This is a genomic window from Priestia sp. D51 (genome assembly GCF_053345675.1).
This window is the reverse complement of record NZ_JBLTIR010000007.1, coordinates 28,920-48,224: the sequence shown is the minus strand read 5'-3', so window position 1 is coordinate 48,224 and position 19,305 is coordinate 28,920. Positions and strand designations below refer to the sequence as shown.

The window sequence follows — 19,305 nt, the reverse complement described above, 5'->3', positions numbered from 1 at the left end:
TTCATAACGAAAGAACGTGCTGGTTTTATTTTTGCTTTTCGTATGCATCAGGTTCAATATGAACAAGCGTATCTTTAATCTGATGCTCATCGTTCATCATATGTTCAATTTGATCAGCAATTTCATGGCTTTTAATAACATTTAAATGGGGATCTACTTTAACAGTTACATCAATCACGACTTGATTACCAAGCTTGCGCGCTTTCACATCTTCTACTTCTTTTACACCTTCTACAAGCCCAATGCTTTCTTTGTAGTGCCCTAACTTTTCTTCATCAAATCCGTCCGTTAAGGAGTGAGCCGCTTCTTTAAAAATCTCGATGGCTGTTTTACAAATAATAATTCCCACAGCAAAAGCAGCTACCACGTCCAGCCAGGGCAGGCCGAATTGTGAGCCGAAAATTCCCACAACAGCCCCTATACTCACAAGTGCATCAGACAAATTATCTTTAGCAACCGCATATAAAGACTGGCTATCAAGTTTTTTAGCAAGCTTAATATTATACCGGTAGACACCACCCATAACAGCAGCCGCTCCAAGACCTACCCAAGCAGCCAGTAAATTAGGCGCTTCAGATTTGTCCATAAATAATGACTGACCCGCGTCGACCAATACTTCTAGTCCGATGACCATCATGATAAAAGAAGCAATAAGTGAAGAGATATGTTCCGCTCTGGAATGTCCATAGGGATGATCATTATCGCGAGGTTTTTTAGAGATTTTTAAGCCGACTAAGACGGCAATTGATGCAATAATATCTGTAACATTATTAAGACCGTCGGCTTTTAAAGCAGAGGAAGCGGTGACACCCGCAATAATAAGTTTACATGCTGATAAAAAGATATATGATAAGATACTAACCCAAGCGCCTTTTTGGGCTTGCTCATAGTAGTTCTCCATCCCTTCCACTCCTTTATTCAAAATAAGCAAACTTAGTGTAACAAATGGATTTCGTGTGGGTCTATAGAAACATTATTGGCTGTTAACATACAAATAGAGAATGTTAAACTCTTTAGCTTTCTGCAAAACAAGTTGCCTTTACTCAACACTTTAAACGTTTAAGATCTTTCTAAATGTGGCACTTCATGTAGAAGAACCCTTTTTTAAATCGCCCTGTAAAATTGTTTACTATTTTTTTAAGGGTGTGATTTTTATCACAGCCGAGGGTATTTATTCTTGTTACACTAACATTGTGAAAAACATCACAAAATAAAATTCAAAGGATGATACAAATGAAAACACAATTTACACCAAAGACACGAAAAGTTGCCGTTATCGGAACTGGTTTTGTTGGCTCAAGCTACGCTTTTTCAATGGTCAATCAAGGTATTGCCAATGAATTAGTGTTAATCGATATGAACAAAGAAAAAGCAGAAGGCGAAGCACGCGATATCAATCATGGAATGCCATTTGCCACACCGATGAAAATCTGGGCTGGAGATTATAAAGACTGCGCTGATGCTGATTTAGTAGTTATTACAGCGGGCGCTAATCAAGCTCCAGGGGAAACGCGCTTAGATCTAGTTGAAAAAAACGTTAAAATTTTTGAATGCATTGTAAAAGATATTATGAACAGCGGATTTGACGGCATCATTTTAGTGGCAACAAATCCAGTTGATATTCTCGCACACGTTACACAAAAAGTATCAGGATTACCAAACGAACGAGTAATTGGTTCAGGAACGATTCTTGACACAGCTCGCTTCCGCTACTTGTTAAGCGACTATTTCGAAGTAGATTCTCGCAACGTCCACGCTTATATTATGGGGGAACATGGAGATACGGAATTTCCTGTTTGGAGCCACGCGCAAATTGGCGGTGTGAAGCTCGAACATTTTATCAATACTGCTACTATTGAAAAAGAGCCGGATATGCAGCATCTATTCGAACAAACACGCGATGCGGCTTACCATATTATTAATCGAAAAGGAGCGACTTATTACGGAATTGCGATGGGACTTGTACGCATAACCAAGGCTATTTTAGATGATGAAAATTCTATTTTAACGGTATCTGCTTTATTAGAAGGACAATACGGTATTTCTGATGTGTATATCGGCGTGCCGGCTATCATTAATAAAAACGGCGTGCGCCAAATTATTGAATTGAATTTAACTCCTCACGAACAGCAGCAGCTCGAGCACTCTGCTAGCATTCTTAAGCAAACTCGCGACAGAGCTTTTGTGTAACATCAAAAGATTTTTGCGGGGGACTCCCCCGCTCCCTTGTTTTAAATATGTAGTAGAGGTGTATGAATATGACGTGGACTCAAGTATATAATCCGTTAAATAATATTTGGCTTTCTGCACTAATTGCACTCATCCCCATCATCTTTTTCTTTATTGCTTTAACTCTTTTGAAATTAAAAGGACACATTGCTGCTGGTATTACGGTACTTCTTTCTATGATTATTGCTATTTATTTTTATGATATGCCTGCCTCAATGGTCTTAGGAGCCACAGGCTATGGGTTTTTGTATGCACTTTGGCCCATCAGCTATATTATTATCGGCGCGGTGTTCTTATACAAGCTAACTGTCAAAAGCGGACAGTTTACTACCATTAGGCAATCTATTATTTCAATAACCGATGACCCCCGCTTGCAAATGCTGCTTGTTGCTTTTTCCTTTAATGCTTTTTTAGAAGGAGCAGCAGGATTTGGAGCTCCAATTGCCATTACAGCAGCGCTTCTAGTTGGACTTGGATTCAAACCGTTAAAAGCAGCGGCGCTATGCTTAATTGCTAATACAGCTTCAGGAGCTTTTGGCGCCATGGGGATTCCTGTCATTGTCGCAGGACAAGTATCTGGCATTGATCCAAAAGAAATTGCTCATTTTCTTGGCACGCAGCTTCCGATTATTTCTTTTCTTATCCCTTTTTTACTTGTCTTTATTATGGATGGGATAAAAGGATTAAAAGACGTATGGAAAGCAACGAGCATCACAGCCATTTCCTATGCACTGACGCAGTATTTAACTGTTACATACATCGGCCCTGAACTTCCAAATATCACATCTTCTATTGTGAGTTTGCTTGCTCTTGCTTTTTATATTAAAAGAACAAGCCCGGCAGCAGCTAAAAGCTTCAGCCTGTCACCAAAACAAATTTTAAAGGCTTGGTCTCCTTTTATTCTATTAACGATACTCGTTACGGCTTGGAGCATTTCTTTTGTCAAAACGGCGCTTGAACATCTGAACCTGCTTATTAACGTCCCATTTTTACACAATCACGTAATTAAAGCAGCGCCTTTAGTAAAAGATCCTACGCCTTACGCTGCTGTCTTAAAAATAGACTTATTTGCAGCAACAGGTACGGCAATTCTTATCGCTTGTATCCTTTCAGTTTTCTTGCTTAACGTATCGGCAAAAGTGGCATGGACCACTCTTTTGGAAACCGTAAAAGAACTATCAAGACCTATTATGACGATTATGATGGTCATTGCTTTTGCTTTTATTTCAAATTATTCAGGACAGTCCTCTACACTTGGATTGGCACTCGCTACATCAGCTGCTTATTTTCCATTTTTATCTCCATTTCTTGGCTGGATTGGCGTATTTCTAACGGGGTCTGTCGTATCGAATAATGCGCTGTTCGGCAACTTGCAGCTAACTACTGCTCAGCAAATTAATGTCTTGCCAATTATTCTCGTAGCGGCTAATACTGCCGGCGGCGTGATGGCTAAAATGCTTTCTCCTCAATCAATTGCTGTCGCTGCTGGAGCAGTAGGTTTAGCCGGAAAAGAGGGTGAACTGTTTAAATACACGCTCAAATACAGCATGGGATTTTTGATACTAGGAGGATTTGTTACCTTTTTATTGGCTTGGTGGTTATGATAAAAAACTGCTAAAAATCCTGTTATTACCTTGTTTCTTTCATTTAAACAAACGTTTGATTATATAAAAAAGTCCCCAGTTAGCGCCGGGGATTTTTTTATTCTGAAATAAGTAAACCTATATTGCCAAATTGTTTTCCTTTATCTAATCGTTCGCAAGCTGCAGCTGCCTCTGACAGCGGATAGAATCTATCGACGATTGGTTTAATTTGATGTTTCTCTATAAAATCCATCATGTCCACAAATTCTTCCTGACTTCCCATAGATGTGCCAAGTATATTGAATTGAGGATAAAAAATAGTTCTTAGAGGCAATTCAACTTCATTTCCAGAACTCGCACCAAAATTAACAATTCTTCCATTTGGCTTTAGTATTTCAAAATACGTCGGAAATAAAGCTGCCCCCACACTATCAAGTATGATATCTACTTTTCTATCGTTGATTTCTTCTTTTAGGTTACTTCCACTGTCTAATGCATAATCAGCTCCGTACTCTAGGGCTTGCTTTCTTTTTTCATCACTTCTAGAAGTAACCGTTACGTCAGCTCCGATAGCTTTTGCGAATAACAAGCCATAAGTCGCGACTCCGCTCCCTATACCAGGAATAAGTAGATGTTCTCCTTTTTTTAACTGCCCTTTTGTAAAGAGAGCTCTATACGCAGTTAAAGCTGATAATGAAAGAACTCCCGCTTGTTTCCAAGATAGATAAGGCGGCTTTTGCACAACATTATCCGCTTTTATGATTACATACTCTGCAAACGTTCCATTCGATGGACCACCTAAAATTTTAGGCGTAAACGGAATGTCCTCTATACGATCCCACTCCAGACTTGGATTAATGATCACTTCTATTCCAATTTTTAAACCTTTTACGCCTTCTCCCACTTCTTCTATAATACCTGCACCGTCTGAACCGGGAATAAACGGCTTATCTCCTTTGCCTCTATTATTCATAACAAATAAATCTCTCCGGTTTAAACCTGCTGTTTTTAACCTTACTTTTACTTCTCCTCTTTCAGGGGGCATCTCCTGAAGATCTCTGTAATTCATGCCTTCTATACCGCTTTTCTCACTATGTATAATGACTTTCATGATTTCGCCTCCTCTTAATCTACTCTACTAAAAAGCTCAAAACCGAAAAAGAAATATGCCCAAAAAAAGGAAAATAAACTTTTAAAATCGCTTTTTCACCGTTTTATCTTTATTTTTCTGTATCCTAAAAGTATTCAGCTTCTTTTATTACAGTTTTGTTACAAAAAAGATTATTTGTAACAAAACGAATATAAAATAGAAAAATCGGTTTGAAAATCCTAATAAATCAACATTTATCCGCAATTTATTTACTATATCTATTTCAGAAACTAGTAAAAATCTAAAAAAATTTAAGAAAAAAAGACAAAACACTTTCTTTTATTACAGATTTATTGTAATATAAATGTAACAAAAGAAATATAAAGCACATAATTGTTACATAAATAAGGTTAATTAATTAGGAGTGAGTTAGAAATGAAAAAAATTGGACTAGTTTTATCATCAATCGCTATTTTCTTTACACTAAGCACTGGAGTTACAGCACAAACAACATCTTCAACACTAACGGATGCAAATGCTGTCAAAATTGCAGCTAGTGCCAGCAATCATTTCTGGAGTGCTCTGCACGGTTATAAAAACAAACCATGTACAGAACGTACATTTGAATATAAAGGAACTGAGTACGTGTACCTTTGCCCTGAATTTGATACAAAAGCTGAGCTATCAAGCTACTTATCTGAAACGTTTACAAATAGTGCAGTAGAAAAAGGATTAACAAATTACGGCTATATCACATATAACGGTAAACTTGCACATCCAATCGGCGACGGATTCAGCATGTTAGAGTGGTCAAAAGCAAAAACAAAGCTTGTGTATCAAACAGCAACAGTTCGCTCTTATGAATTCACAGTTCCAACTGTAGATGGCGGCAGTGTAAAACGAACTGTCACATTCTATAAATCTAATTCTCAGTGGAAAGTAAATAAATTTGACGCTGTTCAATAATAAAAAAAGCAGGCCTGCTTGAGCAGACCTGCTTTTTTCTTTTTGATCGATAACATAAATAAAACTTCTACTTACAGCGCTCTAATAGCTGTAAATAGAAGTTGAGATCACAAGTTTAAGTAAATCAAATTTTGTCGAATTCTGTAGAAATAGTGATAAGTTACGTTTTATATTACAGGCTAAATTGCTTATTGTCAACATAATTCAGCAAAAAGATAGGGCAATATATTCAGAGCATAATAAAGACATTAACTTGGATTTTGTTCATGTTCCTCTGGGTTATCATGTACAGGATGAGCGCCTGGAAATAATCTTTGCGCTTTTTCATGAAGATTTTTGTTTTCATAATTAAATGCGCTATACGTTCGCTGCCCTTCTTCCCATGAAGTAGATTTCCCCAGTTTTTGATTAACCGGAGAGCCGAAGGGACCGTCTGGAAATTCTTCAGCGGTTATATACTCGTGGCTTTTTTCTACTGTAGAGAAATCACGATACGAGGGCTGTTTGTCTTCTTTCAATGATTTCACCCCTTCTTTCTAGAAGATTTTCTACTAGTATGCACACTTCTTTGTAAAAAACCCTCTTAAATTAGTCTAAATCAGGGTATGATAACTATACATTTACTTTTTAAAGGAGTTGAACAGCTTGGAACCTAGACCTCAGAAAGGAACTTTTTTCCGAGAAAAAATCTTAAATAATAAATTTGTTGTATATACAATTATTATTTTTATTCTCAGCATGACTATTTTTTCGTTATCAAAAATCGGATTTATTTTAATTCCTATCTCTATTTTTATTAAAACAATCGCACTGCCGATTATCTTAGCAGGAATTTGCTTTTATTTATTTAATCCGCTTGTTGACTTTTTAGAACGAAAAGGTGTAAAACGAATTATTTCCATTCTTGTTTTATACATAGTGATTATCGGCGCATTAGCCATTATTATTTCATCGGTTATTCCGCCTCTAAAAAATCAAGTTGACCGTCTTATTGATAATATCCCAGAGCTGACGCATGACGTTCAGCATGCGGTGACGAACCTTTCGAATAACCGATATGTCGAACAAGGTCTTCAGTCGGCTAACACGGACCTAGATAAGATTTCAAAAGATGCATCAAAACACTTGAGCAAATATGTTTCTGGATTTTCAAGCGGTATTGTGAACTTTGTCGGCACCATTACAGAAATTATATTATCGGTTGCCGTTTTACCCTTTATTCTTTTCTACTTATTAAAAGATGGGAAAAACTTACCTAATTACATTGTAAAACTGCTTCCAAACCGCTCTCGTTCTGAAGCTAAATTCATTTTAGCCGACATGAACCACGCATTAAGCGCATATATTCGCGGGCAAATTTTTGTTGCGATTTGTATAGGTGTACTGCTTTTCATTGGCTATCTGATTATTGGGTTAGATTATGCATTACTTCTAGCGATTATCGCCATGGTAACCAATGTTGTCCCTTACCTTGGTCCGATTATCGCCATTATTCCAGCCATTATTATTGCGTTTATTACGTCTCCTTTCATGCTTGTAAAACTGGCCATTGTCTGGGCAGTTGTTCAATTGCTTGAAGGCAAAGTAATCTCTCCGCAAATTATGGGAAGAAGCCTGGATATTCACCCGATTACGGTCATTTTTGTCATTCTAACCGCCGGAAACTTATTCGGAATCATCGGTATTATTTTAGCCGTTCCTGGATATGCCGTTTTAAAAGTTATTATTACGCATATTTACCAATTCATCCGTTTGAACTCTACTATGTATCCAGATAAAAAAGCATAATAAAAAGCCCATCGATTTTCGATGGGCTTAACTTTTTACTTTTGTTCTTCTTCATCTTCACGATCAAACCAAAGGAGCTCTTGATCATCTTCATCTCCATTATAGTTGATGAGAATTTCTTCTCCTGCTTGGATATCCGTATATGCATAAAAATCAAAGGTATGATTGTCAAAATTAATTTCATACGTAGCATTGGGTGTATACGAGTGATTAAACAGCATACCGTATCCCAAAAGAATAGCCGTATGATTCACTCCATATTCAAAAGCATAATCCGCTAGTGTTGTTTTCTCAATAAAATCATGCTCTTTATTAGGATAAGCGATAACAGGAGCTTCGTGAATAAGCGTTCCTTTTTTAATATCTTGCTTAGCAAATACACCTCTGTTAAATTCTCCATCGCTTATCGTAGACATTTTTATTTCGATCATATTCGTCACCTATATATTCTTTCATCTAAGATTTTCTTCTTCCCTAAGCTTGACAGTTTCTAATGGGGAAATCAACTGTTTTTCATAACCACTTGAATATAAGCTGAAAGAGTGCTTATCATGCACACTTGTGTAAGCACTTACCTTGTTAGAAACACGCAATTTGATTTTATTTTAGACATAGAAAAGCAATGACCTGGCGCATAGCGCTTTTTTGAGCCATTCAACATGTGAAGAATCGTTTTTCTCTGTGATATAATCGTTTATGCTGCTTTTTTATGTTAATCTATGACTTTTATTACTGATTTTATCTTATGTTAGAAAGAAGGTTTCACATGAACTTAAATCCCGACAGAGATGGTGTGATATATGCGGTCCTTTCTTATCTTATGTGGGGGCTCACGCCAATTTATTGGAAGCTGGTTCACCACGTAGCACCAGGTGAGATTTTAGCTCAGCGCGTTTTTTGGTCTTTTATTTTTATGCTTATTCTTTTATTAATGACAAAGAAATGGCGTACATACATTACGTTTATAAAAGAAATAGTGAAAAAACCATCCTTATTCTGGTCCCTTTTTACTGCGTCTGTACTTATTAGTGCAAATTGGGGCATTTTTATGTGGGCTGTCATTAATGGAAAAATAGTAGAAGCGAGCCTTGGACAATATATTAATCCCCTAACAAGTGTTTTATTAGGTGTTATTTTCTTAAAAGAGAGATTAAGCGGGGCTCAAATTTTTGCATTTATACTAGCAGGAATCGGCGTCTTAACGCTTAGTCTTCATTATGGTGTGGTTCCTTGGATTTCGCTTAGCTTAGCTGTTACCTTCGGATTATATGGTTTGGCAAAGAAAAAGATTAAAGCTGATTCAACGATTGGATTAACTCTTGAAACGATGGTCATCTCCCCTATTGCATTAGCATACATAGGCTACCTTACGTTTCAATCACACTTGCAGTTTTTTGATTCTTTTTCAACAAGTCTTTTATTAATGGGCAGTGGAGTAGTTACAGCTTTACCACTCCTATTATTCACAAAAGGTGCTAAAAAAGTATCATTATCAATGCTTGGTATTCTTCAATATATTTCACCAACCTTGTCTTTACTAGCAGGAGTCATTCTATACCATGAATCGCTAACAAAAGCTCATGTTATTGCTTTTAGTTTTATTTGGTTAGCTTTTATTGTTTATACGTTCTCATCTATTACTAAATGGGGGAACAGAAAACAAATAAGAAATAAAGTGGAGGCTTAACAGAATCATACACTCTCTTACGTATTATTTTTAAACAAAATAGGCTGGGAGGAGCATTATTTATGAAACGCATTATTGACTCGCATATTCATCTAGATCAATATGAACAGAAAAGCTGGAAAGACATAGTTGAGCAGGATCCTTCGTTACAAGCGCTTATTTCTGTATCTTCTACATTACACTCTTGCCAACTTAATCAAAAAATCAGCAAGTTATATTCCTGCGTGAAACCTGCCTACGGATTTCACCCTGAACAAATGCTGCCTTCTTCAAATGAATTAGCGGAGCTGTTTGCTTGGATTGATCAAAACAATGAAGAAATGATCGCTGTTGGGGAGGTTGGTCTACCTTATTACTTAAGTCAGACCTATACTCTTTCTCTAGAGCCCTATTTGGAGCTGCTTGAAGCTTTTATTATTCATTCAAAAAAATGGGGGAAACCGTTAATTCTTCACGCTGTATATGAAGATGCTGAGATCGTGTGCGACTTACTAGAAAAACATTCTGTGCCTAAAGCTCACTTCCACTGGTTCAAAGGAGCTAAAAAAACCGTTGAACGAATGAAAAACAACGGCTACTATATTTCCCTTACACCTGATATTGTATATAAACCTAAAATCCAAGCGCTTGCCACAGATTACCCTCTTGACTACTTGATGGTCGAAACAGATGGTCCGTGGCCATTTGAAGGACCTTTTCAAAACCAGACAACGGTTCCATCAATGATGCATCAGTCCGTTCAGGAAATAGCACGTCTCAAAAGGGTTTCTGTAACGGAGACATATGATTTTTTATATCGAAATACAGCTCATTTTTATAATCTCTCCACATAAAAAGCCTTTCCCTAAGGAAAGGCTTTTTATATCTAAATTCGTTTCACAAGTTTTACGATCAGCACAATCACTGCAATGACAAGAAGAATGTGAATGATGCCGCCGCCAATATGAAAAACTAATCCTAATAACCAAAAAATAAATAAAAGTCCAATAATCGTCCACAACATAATTTTTTCTCCTTTTTTATATGTAGTATTTGTTATAATTTTATATTTCCCTAAATGTGCATAAATAAACGCATTTCATATACATCTTTTCACTAAAGAAGGTTCACATAATGTACAAAAAGCAATCACGTTCTCTGTGGTAAAATAAGTATGTAATCTTATTTAATTTAAGCGGAGATGATTAACTATGACATGGATTGTATTACTTTCCATCATTCTTGTAAGTGCACTCAAAATATTAATAACGTGTCTTCCAACTCCAGTGGTCAAATGGCTTATGACTAAATTTCAATTACACCCAACACTTGATGATCAAAACGCTACTGTCACAGTTGATGGGAAACATTTAGAAGGCAAAGACAAAATGCAAGTGATTGATTATTTTAATAAAGCAACATTTTTAAAACAATATTATGTCCATGAAGGAAATAAGGACTATTATAAACACCTAGAAGACAGTGAAACTCCACTTGTTATCGATACGAAAAAAGGGAAAAACGATGTTCGACTATGCGTATATAGCTATCATGATCATGTCGACGTCGTGAAACAATACAAAAAGAAGATTATCGCCTACAGCCTGCTGTCTGATCACCTTCAAAAGCAGTCCATAACAGCTGACCTAGCTTAAACCAGTCGCCTACAAGGCGGCTTTTTTAGTTTTTAGGTTTAGTTTGAAGTTACCTTATTTAAAAATACCAAACTTTAACATTAATTCTAATGCTATAACATAAATTAATAGAATTTTCTAATTTTTTAAGAGGTGATGGATAATGCTTTCTTTGTTAGGGTTTGGAATGATTGCTACTTTTCTTTCTTTTCAAGTGGGCCTTTGGGACAACTATTATCACGACAATTACAGCCATTTTAACGAACGCTGTTTCCCTTTAGACTTCTACTATAAAAAAAGGAAGCCGACTACCATAAGGCAATCGGCTCACACATGTAGGATATTGATTTAACACTAACAAAGTACAACACAACACTAGTAATTATATAATATATTTCATTATTTTGAAAGCGATTTCATATATATTTTTAAAAATATTTTGTTACTTGTTTTTTACAGAAAAGAACCACGTTTCAGCCAATTCGAAACGTGGTTCTTTTCTGTAAGGACTTGCCCTACAGGCTATAAATGTAAGTTACGTTCATTATAGCATGAGCCCATATACAGATTCCATGGTAATTACTGTATGATCTCGTTACGTTACGACTCGTTGTATTTTTCTGTCCATGTGCAGCGTATTCCATGGTTCATCCTGTTCAGCTAGCCTTTTGATAAAGCCTTGTGAAGCCCAAAAAGGAATAGCGCCAGGTAAAAAAGGATGAGTATGCAGATACAGCGTGTCATAAAAATGACTTTGGGCAAATTGTTCAACTGCTTTTAACAGCTGCTGTCCAATGCCTAGACGCCGGTACGCTGGATCGACATAGCATTTTACAACCTCAGCTGCAGTTCTATGTTCATATCGCTCTTTTAATGCATGAAACCGTCCATCGTAAGCGTATAAACCAATGGTTCCAATTACTTGTTGATTTTCCGTAACAGCTGCAAAAAAAGCAGCGTCTTTCGCTTGAACGTAATGTTCATTAAAATGAAGCAAATCCACAGGAAGCTGATTTTTTTCCAGCATAGGAAATAGCTCATTCCGCATATTCATGACAAACTGAAACACTTCAGCATCCTTTTCTTTTACTTCTTTAATTTGATACATTTGTACTTCTTGCACGTTTACTGTCACATCCTTTTAGCGATCATTGTATACTTTTTCTTTTCTCTGCTTATGCTGCAATGTTAACTACGGCGTTACGTCTAAATGCTGAGTCAGCATATAATACTCGCTTGGATTTGTTGTCCAGTTTTTCACTTTTTGATTATAAGCAACAACAATGTTTGGATGTACAATCGATGACGTCAGCATTTTTCTATTAATCAAAGCGGTTGCTTGTTTGGCTAACTGATCTCGTTTTGCGTCATCTACTGTTGAATTTAACTGTTCTATCATTTTTGTTAGCGTATCATCATTAATCCGGCTGGCATTTAAACCACCGCCGGGCAAATAGTTCGTACTTAAATAATAGCTGGCATCTCCTCTAGGTGCTGTGATAAGGCTGTACAATGCTAAATCCCAATCATCTTTTGCCATTACATATTCATCGCTATCTTCAACTAGGTGAATCTTAATAGTAATTCCTAACTCTTTGGCATTAGACTGTAGAAGCTGAGCAATTAAAGGCAGTTCTGGCAAAGAACTGTATGTGACAAGAGAGAGCGATAGTGGCTTTCCATTTTTGATTGCTTTGTCATTTTTGATTTGATAGCCTGCTTTCTCTAAATATTTTTTAGCAGATGTCATACCTCTTTGCTCATTAGCAGTACTATCAGCAAAAGGAAATTGGGGTAAAAATGGACCTCGAGCCGCTGCCGCTTGATTGTTCATGATGCTGCTAACAATTTCTTTTCGGTTCAATAAGGTATCGATAGCTTTTCTTACATTTTCGTCTTTTAATGCGTCATTGGTTTGATTGTAAAGCAATAAATGGGTGCGCACACTAGGTACTCCACTTACTTTAAAAGACGGATCTGTTTGTAAAGTGCCCAAGCTTTCTAAAGGCGGGCGATAAATAATATCGGCTGTTCCAGATTGAAGAGCAGCAACTCGCGCATTAGCATCTTCGTTAAATCCAAAGATCGCACTTTTCAATTTCACTTTTCCACCCCAATAATTTTCATATCTTTCTAATTTTACTTGATTTCCTTGATCAAAAGACAAGACGCGAAATGGACCCGTACCAATGGGCTTCTTAGCTATATTAGAAGCATCAACATCTATAATAGCTGTATTTGGATGCACTAATTCAGAAGGAAATTTAGGCATTGGTTCTTTTAATGTAATTGTCAGCGCATGACTGTTCGCTTTCATTTCTTTAATATTTAAAGCGTTTTTCATCGCATAACTTTGGTCTATCGTTCTTTGAAGAGAAGACTTAACGGCATTTGCATCCAGCGCTTTTCCGTTTTGAAACATGATGTTCTTTCTTATCATAAATGTCCATGTAAGGCCGTTATCTTTCGTTTCCCACTTTTCAGCAAGCCAAGGCTTTATTTTTAAATCGTCGTTGATTTTAACAAGCGTCTCCCCTACTCCCCCACGAACTGCTGTATAATTATCGTCCGTATGAGGATCAAGCGTTGCAGATGTAAAATTAAATAAAAACGTCACACTTTTATCCGTTTTCTTTCTTTCTTTTATACTTACGCTCTCTTCATTAGGAGCGCAAGCAGTGAGGCAAAGTAACACGAGAAATATCATAGATACAAGTTTTTTATTATTTATCATTCATTTTTCCACCTTCTATTTTAATACACAAAAAAAAGCACTTCTAAAAAGAAGTGCTTGCCTTCACAACAAATTCAGATAAACGTATCCCTTGTTTATCGTATTTTTGATTCTGCCAAAACACCTCCCTATCCTCGTAGGTTATTGTGTGCTGCGATTTATGGCAGGTCTCCTGGCTTCAAGTCATTGCCTTATACCGCCTTCCCGTCTCTAAATAGACAGTGGCTTTTTGACATAAGGCTCCTTGTTACAGTGGCGGGACCGCTCCGGATTTTCACCGGATTCCCTTTTAAGGCAATTGAAAAACAATTGCCACCATAAAAGCTGGTTATTTAATTTAGTAGCGTGCTCTTGAAACTCTAGAAGTGGAAGCTGATGGTGAAATATCTTCATCATCAAATCCAGTGGCAATAACGGTTACCATCATTTCGTCCTTTAAATCTTCATTAATCACAGATCCAAAAATCATATTTAAGTCCTGATCAGAAGCGGACGTGACAATATCTGCTGCTTCCTGTACTTCGTAAAGACTCAGGCTGCTGCCGCTCGTAATGTTCAGCAGCACGCCTCTTGCTCCATCAATCGATGCATCTAGCAGCGGACTAGAAATCGCTTTTTTCGCTGCTTCAATTGCTCGATCTGATCCCGAAGCTCGTCCGATACCCATAAGCGCAAATCCTTGATTAGACATAATTGTTTTTACATCAGCAAAGTCAAGGTTAATCAGCCCCGGAACAGCGATTAAATCTGAAATACCTTGAATACCTTGGCGAAGAACATTATCTGCTTCACGGAATGCTTCAAGCATAGGTGTCTTTTTATCAACGATTTCAAGCAAGCGGTCGTTTGGAATGACAATAAGGGTATCTACCGATTCATTCATCGCAGTAATACCGCCTACTGCTTGCTTGGTACGTTTATTTCCTTCAAACTTGAAAGGGCGAGTAACTACTCCAATTGTTAAAGCATTTAGTTCACGGGCAATTTGGGCAATAACCGGAGCTGCTCCAGTACCAGTGCCTCCCCCCATGCCAGCTGTTACGAATACCATATCTGCGCCTTGCAGTACTTCTTGAATTTGCTCTCTGCTTTCTTCTGCAGCTTCTCTTCCTACTTCTGGATTAGCTCCTGCACCTAATCCTCGCGTTAATGCCGCACCAATCTGCATTTTCACATCTGCTTTAGATAAATTAAGCGCCTGAGCATCCGTATTAACGGCGATAAATTCTACCCCTTGTACACCATGTTCAATCATACGGTTAACGGTGTTATTTCCTCCACCGCCGACTCCAATTACTTTAATTCGCACTAATGGCGATACATCTGCATCAAATCCAAACATTCTAAGTTCCTCCTCAATGATCAAAATTACTTTCTCTTATTATCCGAAAAAACACGTGAAGAACCTTTTACTCCTATGTTTAACGCGTAACTGTTCTTTTGTTTTACAGATTTTATACATTTCTCTTTTAACCTTTAAATCTTTACATCTTTATGTAAAATTATTGTTGTTCTGAAGTTAGTACGCCGAACTCTTTTTTGGTTTTCCCACTCAAAACGGCATATAAGCTTATTGTATCATTCATTTGACAGATGTCTGTATTTAATTTTGAGTAAGATGTGACTAAGAGAATAATATTTTTATAGACAAAATGAGAAAAAGCCCTTAGAAATAAGGGCTTCTCTAGATAATAAACCATTTTATAATTTCCCAGTTAAGAATTGAGCTTCTCCCATACCAAAGCTCCAGTCAGCATTACCGTTTTCAACAATTGAAATCATAATGTCGCTTGGCTGAATTCCGCAGCTTTCTCCCAGCTCTTTTACAATTAATTTGTAAAGAGCTTGTTTTTGCTCTTCTGTTCGCTGTTTGCTCGTCACACTTATAATAACCAAATCCTTGCTTCTCTCAAAGCCAAGACCTGTATCTTCAATAATCATTTCATGAGCAGGATGCTGATGTACAATTTGATAACGATCGCGTTCTGGGACGCCAAAGGCTTCTAGCATCGCTCGATGAGTAGCGTCTAGTAATGCTTTTAACTCTTTTTCGTCTCTTCCTTCTATTACATCAAATCTAAGTAATGGCATACTAAGTAACCTCCAGCTTTTTGTCTAATGTATTATTGCTTTATCATATCACAACTATCATTTGTAAAAAAAAGATATGCTATTCACAATGTGCTCTCTAGTGAAAGAGACCTCAAACTCTTCAATAAAAGCTGAACCTAACAAAAAGAAATGAGCAGCATAACGGCTCATTTCATTAGTACAAAAATATTTATAATAAGAGCTAAAATACATACAGATACAATGGCAATGAGTACGTTCATCACAAGGTTTTGCGAGGATGTTTTAGCTTGTTTTTTCATATCAGCCCGACTCATCTGTTGCTTTTCATGATCACTTTTAGACATCACGTAGCCTCTCCTATTCATCAAAATGTCAGCAGTGTATAAATGATTTTTGAGAAACCTTGATCCAGTTCTTTTGTATAAACAGCAGCACATGCAGGTTATCATCAGTTATTTTAGCATGTTTTGTCAAATAAGTGGACTATGTAGCGCTTCAATTTAGTATTCACAGCCAAATATATTTAAATTCGTTGCTTTTCTCTTCTTTTCTCGCTATTGTTTGAGAAGAAGGATAATTAGATACGATAAAGGATGATACGATATTGAATAACCATACGCAGCTGCCTCAGTATATCTACACATACGCATGCAGCGAAGAGGAACTCTCACTATGTCAATTAGAGAGACGCTCTCTTTTTGAAATTGAAACTGAGAAACCTATCATAAGAAGCGCCGTTAAACTTGATCCAAGCAGAAGCCCTTTTATCAAAGAGCGATTAGATATTATGTATGAATCAGATGACCTTGCAGATATTTGCAAACAAGTAGAAGATATTGACCTTGGAAATCAAACATTTAAACTCATTTTTATGAAAATTAATGACTTAGAAAAAGATCAAAAAATAAGCTATAAAGGTCAGCGTGCGATTGAACGTGATGTGGGTTGGCATTTTGTAGCAGAAGCAGACTTGCATAACCCTGACCATTTGTTTGGAATTGTTCCATTTGAAGGACGCTGGTATTTTGGAAAATATCAAAAAAGCGAAGCTGTATGGCTGCATCATTTGAAGAAACCGCGTGAATACTCTACGGCACTCAGTACCCGCCTTGCAAGAGCTGTAGCTAACATTGCCGTTCCAAAGCCTGAAGGAATCAAAGCGATTGATCCATGCTGTGGTATTGGTACAGTCCTCGTAGAAGCTCTTTCAATGGGCATTGATATTGTAGGACGCGATATCAACCCACTTGTGACCGACGGATCTCGTGAAAATATTGCGCATTTCGGCTTAAAGGGTGATGTCAAAACCGGACCGATTTCGGATGTTACCACTCACTATGACGTAGCGATCATCGACATGCCTTACAATCTCTACACCCACGCGACGCCTGAAGATCAGCTTTCTATTTTAAAACACGCTCGCCGCTTTGCGGATAAAGTAGTCGTGATTACAGTAGACACGATTGACCATATGATTCATGAAGCTGGCTTTTCTATTTCAGATCGCTGCGTAGCGCGCAAAAGCGTATTTTCTAGACAAGTAGTTGTATGCGAATAAAAAAAGACACCAGTCTAACAGGCTGGTGTCTTTTGATTTACCACTCTTTAGGTTCATAGTCTAATTCTTTGAATAGCTGCGTACGCTCTTTTTTCGTTAAATCTCTCCATTGCCCAACAGGCAAGTTGTTTAAGTGAATATTCATAATACGCGTACGCTGAAGTCGGTATACTTCATATCCGAGCACTTCACACATACGGCGAATTTGACGATTTAAGCCCTGTGTTAAAATAATTTGAAACTCGTACTTAGACAGCTGTGTCACTTTACAAGGAAGCGTTTTTGTACCTAAAATTTTTACTCCCTCAGACATGTTTTTGATAAACTCGGGTGTAATCGGCTTATCTACTGCAACAATATATTCTTTTTCATGCTTGTTTTCTGCACGTAAAATTTCGTTAATAATATCGCCGTCATTTGTAAGTAAAATTAAGCCGTCTGAATCCTTATCTAGTCGTCCGACATGATGAATACGCAAAGGGTGATTGACTAAGTCAATGATGTTTCCCTTTACTTTTTTCTCACTCGTACTTGTAATGCCGACCGGTTTATTAAGTGCAATATATACATTATTTCGAGCAATCCGAAGCTGTTGGCCACTTACTCGAATATCATCGCCAGGCTTAACTTGATCTCCGATTTTTGCAACCTTTCCATTAACGGTTACTCTTCCTTCACTAATTAACTTATCTGCCCCGCGTCTTGACGCTTTGCCAGATTCGCTAATAAATTTATTCAGTCTCAGGTGAATCACAACCTTACATTTAAAAATTTTAAAATTTGTCTCTTCTATTAGAAACCGATATGTGTCAATTTCTATACCGTCCCTATCGTAACATGCTATACGCTTCTCGTCTTCTTTTAATTTCATTACTTGACTATATTTTTTTAACAGCAATAGAAGTATAGATCCAAAATACTTTGTAATCTTATTCTTAACATTTCAAGCAATGCTTACACCTGTCAAACTAACGTCAATCTCCACTTCTATGCAAGACCTAAACGTCTAGATTGACTGATCAGTATAGAGTTGCTACCATCAGGTTTTCTTATGCTTCCAGGAGGAGTAACGCTGGCTCTAACAGCTATGGTCGGAGGAAGTTTGTTTGATAAAATTGGATTTAAACCGCTGCTTTTAACAAGTTTAATTCTTTTAACGTTTATTTTAAGTTTGTTCACTAACATTTCAAGAGAAACAACTACGATGACTGCAGCTATTTTATACGCTGCCTTTACAATTGGCGTAGGTTTAAGCATAGGACCCGTAATGACGCTTGCTTTAAATCAAGTACCTAAGCCGCTTCACGCTCACGGTTCAGCCATTTCAAATACGATTAACCAAGTTTCAGGCGCAATTGGACCCGCTTTGTATACAAGTATTATGACAATGGCTTCTCAGCACTTTATTCAACAATCAAATGAAACGAATAAAACGCTGTTACAAATAAAAAGTATGACAAGCGGGGTCCATACCGTCTATTATGTAGCCATCGCTTTCGCTATCGTTTCGTTCCTGCTCGCTCTTACGTTAAAGAAAAAAGACCAGCAGCTGGAGACGCAATAAATAAGAAACTAACAAGAGCTGCTCAAGTCATGAGCAGCTCTTGTTACATGCCGAATTTATATTACAAATGTAAAAGCAATCATAGATACTATGAAAGCAAGAATAATAATACCTCTCTTTTTTTCTGTTTTCCATGCTTCAATAGCGCCCGCGATACCACCAATGACTAAAATAAAAGTACCTATAATGTGCAGAGGCAGCAGCGATAATACTCTACCTAAACTCGCCATCACTCCTCCAATCAATATAAAGCCTGTTGTTATAATCGATTTTAATGATGTTAAGTCTCGTATAGCTTCTTGTTTTTCAGTCTTACTCAGTTTAAAGTACTCTATTATACTAAAAGCAGCGGGTGTTCCCCATAAAATAAAGAAGCTAACTAATCTATCCGTGTCTACATTCACTGTTTATTCACCACCG

21 protein-coding genes and 1 riboswitch are annotated in these 19,305 nt (G+C 37.2%); of the genes, 9 read left to right on the top strand and 12 right to left on the bottom strand.

The genetic code is table 11. From position 1 onward, the window contains the following. Window positions 1-25: 25 nt before the first annotated feature. Window positions 26-901, bottom strand: coding sequence for a cation diffusion facilitator family transporter (locus ACNHOZ_RS23230; protein WP_028414323.1), 876 nt, complete (start codon window positions 899-901; stop codon window positions 26-28). A 332-nt stretch (window positions 902-1,233) separates the two neighbouring features. Here ACNHOZ_RS23230 and ACNHOZ_RS23225 point away from each other — a divergent pair, with 332 nt between their 5' ends. Both ACNHOZ_RS23225 and ACNHOZ_RS23220 read left to right on the top strand, forming a co-directional pair. Further along, on the top strand, window positions 1,234-2,190 hold the full coding sequence (locus tag ACNHOZ_RS23225) for an L-lactate dehydrogenase (RefSeq protein ID WP_048020639.1): 957 nt from the start codon (window positions 1,234-1,236) through the stop codon (window positions 2,188-2,190). 62 nt (window positions 2,191-2,252) lie between these two features. Beyond that, a complete protein-coding gene (locus ACNHOZ_RS23220) occupies window positions 2,253-3,833 on the top strand; it encodes a lactate permease LctP family transporter (RefSeq protein WP_033580673.1) in 1,581 nt (526 codons plus the stop codon). A gap of 97 nt (window positions 3,834-3,930) precedes the next feature. On the opposite strand, the gene ACNHOZ_RS23215 is transcribed toward ACNHOZ_RS23220, so the two are convergent. After that, window positions 3,931-4,923 carry a zinc-binding dehydrogenase gene (locus tag ACNHOZ_RS23215; RefSeq protein WP_048020641.1) on the bottom strand — a complete coding sequence of 331 codons (993 nt, stop codon included), beginning with the start codon at window positions 4,921-4,923 and terminating at the stop codon, window positions 3,931-3,933. A gap of 414 nt (window positions 4,924-5,337) precedes the next feature. On the opposite strand from ACNHOZ_RS23215, the gene ACNHOZ_RS23210 reads away from it, so the two are divergent. Then, window positions 5,338-5,868 carry an IseA DL-endopeptidase inhibitor family protein gene (locus ACNHOZ_RS23210; protein ID WP_033580675.1) on the top strand — a complete coding sequence of 177 codons (531 nt, stop codon included), beginning with the start codon at window positions 5,338-5,340 and terminating at the stop codon, window positions 5,866-5,868. A gap of 248 nt (window positions 5,869-6,116) precedes the next feature. On the opposite strand, the gene ACNHOZ_RS23205 is transcribed toward ACNHOZ_RS23210, so the two are convergent. Beyond that, window positions 6,117-6,386 carry a hypothetical protein gene (locus ACNHOZ_RS23205; RefSeq protein ID WP_048020643.1) on the bottom strand — a complete coding sequence of 90 codons (270 nt, stop codon included), beginning with the start codon at window positions 6,384-6,386 and terminating at the stop codon, window positions 6,117-6,119. A gap of 127 nt (window positions 6,387-6,513) precedes the next feature. On the opposite strand from ACNHOZ_RS23205, the gene ACNHOZ_RS23200 reads away from it, so the two are divergent. Then, on the top strand, window positions 6,514-7,656 hold the full coding sequence (locus ACNHOZ_RS23200; RefSeq protein ID WP_013081622.1) for an AI-2E family transporter: 1,143 nt from the start codon (window positions 6,514-6,516) through the stop codon (window positions 7,654-7,656). Window positions 7,657-7,691: 35 nt separating this feature from the next. Here ACNHOZ_RS23200 and ACNHOZ_RS23195 read toward each other — a convergent pair whose 3' ends face one another. Beyond that, window positions 7,692-8,087: an SET domain-containing protein gene (locus ACNHOZ_RS23195; protein WP_028414329.1), complete on the bottom strand. Its 396-nt coding sequence runs from the start codon at window positions 8,085-8,087 to the stop codon at window positions 7,692-7,694. Window positions 8,088-8,422: 335 nt separating this feature from the next. On the opposite strand from ACNHOZ_RS23195, the gene rarD reads away from it, so the two are divergent. Together rarD and ACNHOZ_RS23185 are read left to right on the top strand one after the other, a co-directional pair. Beyond that, window positions 8,423-9,343 (top strand): EamA family transporter RarD, encoded by a 921-nt coding sequence (rarD, locus tag ACNHOZ_RS23190; RefSeq protein ID WP_048020645.1) that lies wholly within the window; start codon window positions 8,423-8,425, stop codon window positions 9,341-9,343. Window positions 9,344-9,405: 62 nt separating this feature from the next. After that, the gene (locus ACNHOZ_RS23185; protein ID WP_048020647.1) at window positions 9,406-10,176 is read left to right on the top strand and encodes a TatD family hydrolase; all 771 of its coding nucleotides are present in this window, start codon (window positions 9,406-9,408) and stop codon (window positions 10,174-10,176) included. 32 nt (window positions 10,177-10,208) lie between these two features. Here ACNHOZ_RS23185 and ACNHOZ_RS23180 read toward each other — a convergent pair whose 3' ends face one another. Then, window positions 10,209-10,346 carry a lmo0937 family membrane protein gene (locus tag ACNHOZ_RS23180; RefSeq protein ID WP_013055244.1) on the bottom strand — a complete coding sequence of 46 codons (138 nt, stop codon included), beginning with the start codon at window positions 10,344-10,346 and terminating at the stop codon, window positions 10,209-10,211. Window positions 10,347-10,533: 187 nt separating this feature from the next. Here ACNHOZ_RS23180 and ACNHOZ_RS23175 point away from each other — a divergent pair, with 187 nt between their 5' ends. Next, window positions 10,534-10,977: a YfmQ family protein gene (locus tag ACNHOZ_RS23175; RefSeq protein ID WP_028414332.1), complete on the top strand. Its 444-nt coding sequence runs from the start codon at window positions 10,534-10,536 to the stop codon at window positions 10,975-10,977. 574 nt (window positions 10,978-11,551) lie between these two features. On the opposite strand, the gene ACNHOZ_RS23170 is transcribed toward ACNHOZ_RS23175, so the two are convergent. From ACNHOZ_RS23170 to ACNHOZ_RS23150, 5 genes are all read right to left on the bottom strand, one after another. Beyond that, a complete protein-coding gene (locus tag ACNHOZ_RS23170; RefSeq protein ID WP_053074075.1) occupies window positions 11,552-12,079 on the bottom strand; it encodes a GNAT family N-acetyltransferase in 528 nt (175 codons plus the stop codon). 69 nt (window positions 12,080-12,148) lie between these two features. Further along, on the bottom strand, window positions 12,149-13,690 hold the full coding sequence (gene nikA / locus ACNHOZ_RS23165; protein ID WP_048020648.1) for a nickel ABC transporter substrate-binding protein: 1,542 nt from the start codon (window positions 13,688-13,690) through the stop codon (window positions 12,149-12,151). A gap of 144 nt (window positions 13,691-13,834) precedes the next feature. Next, window positions 13,835-14,025: riboswitch (cobalamin riboswitch) on the bottom strand. A gap of 2 nt (window positions 14,026-14,027) precedes the next feature. After that, window positions 14,028-15,032, bottom strand: coding sequence for a cell division protein FtsZ (gene ftsZ, locus ACNHOZ_RS23160; RefSeq protein ID WP_014461739.1), 1,005 nt, complete (start codon window positions 15,030-15,032; stop codon window positions 14,028-14,030). A gap of 359 nt (window positions 15,033-15,391) precedes the next feature. Beyond that, entirely contained in the window at window positions 15,392-15,781 is a 390-nt protein-coding gene (locus ACNHOZ_RS23155; protein ID WP_033580680.1) for a tautomerase family protein, read from the bottom strand. A gap of 167 nt (window positions 15,782-15,948) precedes the next feature. Further along, on the bottom strand, window positions 15,949-16,107 hold the full coding sequence (locus ACNHOZ_RS23150) for a hypothetical protein (protein WP_013081614.1): 159 nt from the start codon (window positions 16,105-16,107) through the stop codon (window positions 15,949-15,951). A 260-nt stretch (window positions 16,108-16,367) separates the two neighbouring features. Here ACNHOZ_RS23150 and ACNHOZ_RS23145 point away from each other — a divergent pair, with 260 nt between their 5' ends. Next, window positions 16,368-17,321: a TRM11 family SAM-dependent methyltransferase gene (locus ACNHOZ_RS23145; protein ID WP_048020651.1), complete on the top strand. Its 954-nt coding sequence runs from the start codon at window positions 16,368-16,370 to the stop codon at window positions 17,319-17,321. 37 nt (window positions 17,322-17,358) lie between these two features. On the opposite strand, the gene rluF is transcribed toward ACNHOZ_RS23145, so the two are convergent. Beyond that, the gene (rluF, locus tag ACNHOZ_RS23140; RefSeq protein WP_014461744.1) at window positions 17,359-18,075 is read right to left on the bottom strand and encodes a 23S rRNA pseudouridine(2604) synthase RluF; all 717 of its coding nucleotides are present in this window, start codon (window positions 18,073-18,075) and stop codon (window positions 17,359-17,361) included. 276 nt (window positions 18,076-18,351) lie between these two features. Between rluF and ACNHOZ_RS23135 the strand changes: the two genes are divergently transcribed. Further along, window positions 18,352-18,885: an MFS transporter gene (locus ACNHOZ_RS23135; protein ID WP_255898955.1), complete on the top strand. Its 534-nt coding sequence runs from the start codon at window positions 18,352-18,354 to the stop codon at window positions 18,883-18,885. A 56-nt stretch (window positions 18,886-18,941) separates the two neighbouring features. On the opposite strand, the gene ACNHOZ_RS23130 is transcribed toward ACNHOZ_RS23135, so the two are convergent. Beyond that, window positions 18,942-19,289 (bottom strand): hypothetical protein, encoded by a 348-nt coding sequence (locus ACNHOZ_RS23130; RefSeq protein WP_028414339.1) that lies wholly within the window; start codon window positions 19,287-19,289, stop codon window positions 18,942-18,944. Between the last annotated feature and the right edge of the window lie 16 nt (window positions 19,290-19,305).

Bases quoted from the DNA above. Each gene is read 5' to 3' on its own strand.
- rarD (WP_048020645.1), top strand. From the start codon at position 8,423: ATGAACTTAAATCCCGACAGAGATGGTGTGATATATGCGGTCCTTTCT.
- ACNHOZ_RS23195 (WP_028414329.1), bottom strand. From the start codon at position 8,087: ATGATCGAAATAAAAATGTCTACGATAAGCGATGGAGAATTTAACAGA.
- ACNHOZ_RS23210 (WP_033580675.1), top strand. From the start codon at position 5,338: ATGAAAAAAATTGGACTAGTTTTATCATCAATCGCTATTTTCTTTACA.
- ACNHOZ_RS23230 (WP_028414323.1), bottom strand. From the start codon at position 901: ATGGAGAACTACTATGAGCAAGCCCAAAAAGGCGCTTGGGTTAGTATC.
- ACNHOZ_RS23185 (WP_048020647.1), top strand. From the start codon at position 9,406: ATGAAACGCATTATTGACTCGCATATTCATCTAGATCAATATGAACAG.
- ACNHOZ_RS23220 (WP_033580673.1), top strand. From the start codon at position 2,253: ATGAATATGACGTGGACTCAAGTATATAATCCGTTAAATAATATTTGG.
- ftsZ (WP_014461739.1), bottom strand. From the start codon at position 15,032: ATGTTTGGATTTGATGCAGATGTATCGCCATTAGTGCGAATTAAAGTA.
- ACNHOZ_RS23175 (WP_028414332.1), top strand. From the start codon at position 10,534: ATGACATGGATTGTATTACTTTCCATCATTCTTGTAAGTGCACTCAAA.
- nikA (WP_048020648.1), bottom strand. From the start codon at position 13,690: ATGATAAATAATAAAAAACTTGTATCTATGATATTTCTCGTGTTACTT.
- ACNHOZ_RS23215 (WP_048020641.1), bottom strand. From the start codon at position 4,923: ATGAAAGTCATTATACATAGTGAGAAAAGCGGTATAGAAGGCATGAAT.
- ACNHOZ_RS23150 (WP_013081614.1), bottom strand. From the start codon at position 16,107: ATGTCTAAAAGTGATCATGAAAAGCAACAGATGAGTCGGGCTGATATG.
- ACNHOZ_RS23225 (WP_048020639.1), top strand. From the start codon at position 1,234: ATGAAAACACAATTTACACCAAAGACACGAAAAGTTGCCGTTATCGGA.
- ACNHOZ_RS23155 (WP_033580680.1), bottom strand. From the start codon at position 15,781: ATGCCATTACTTAGATTTGATGTAATAGAAGGAAGAGACGAAAAAGAG.
- ACNHOZ_RS23180 (WP_013055244.1), bottom strand. From the start codon at position 10,346: ATGTTGTGGACGATTATTGGACTTTTATTTATTTTTTGGTTATTAGGA.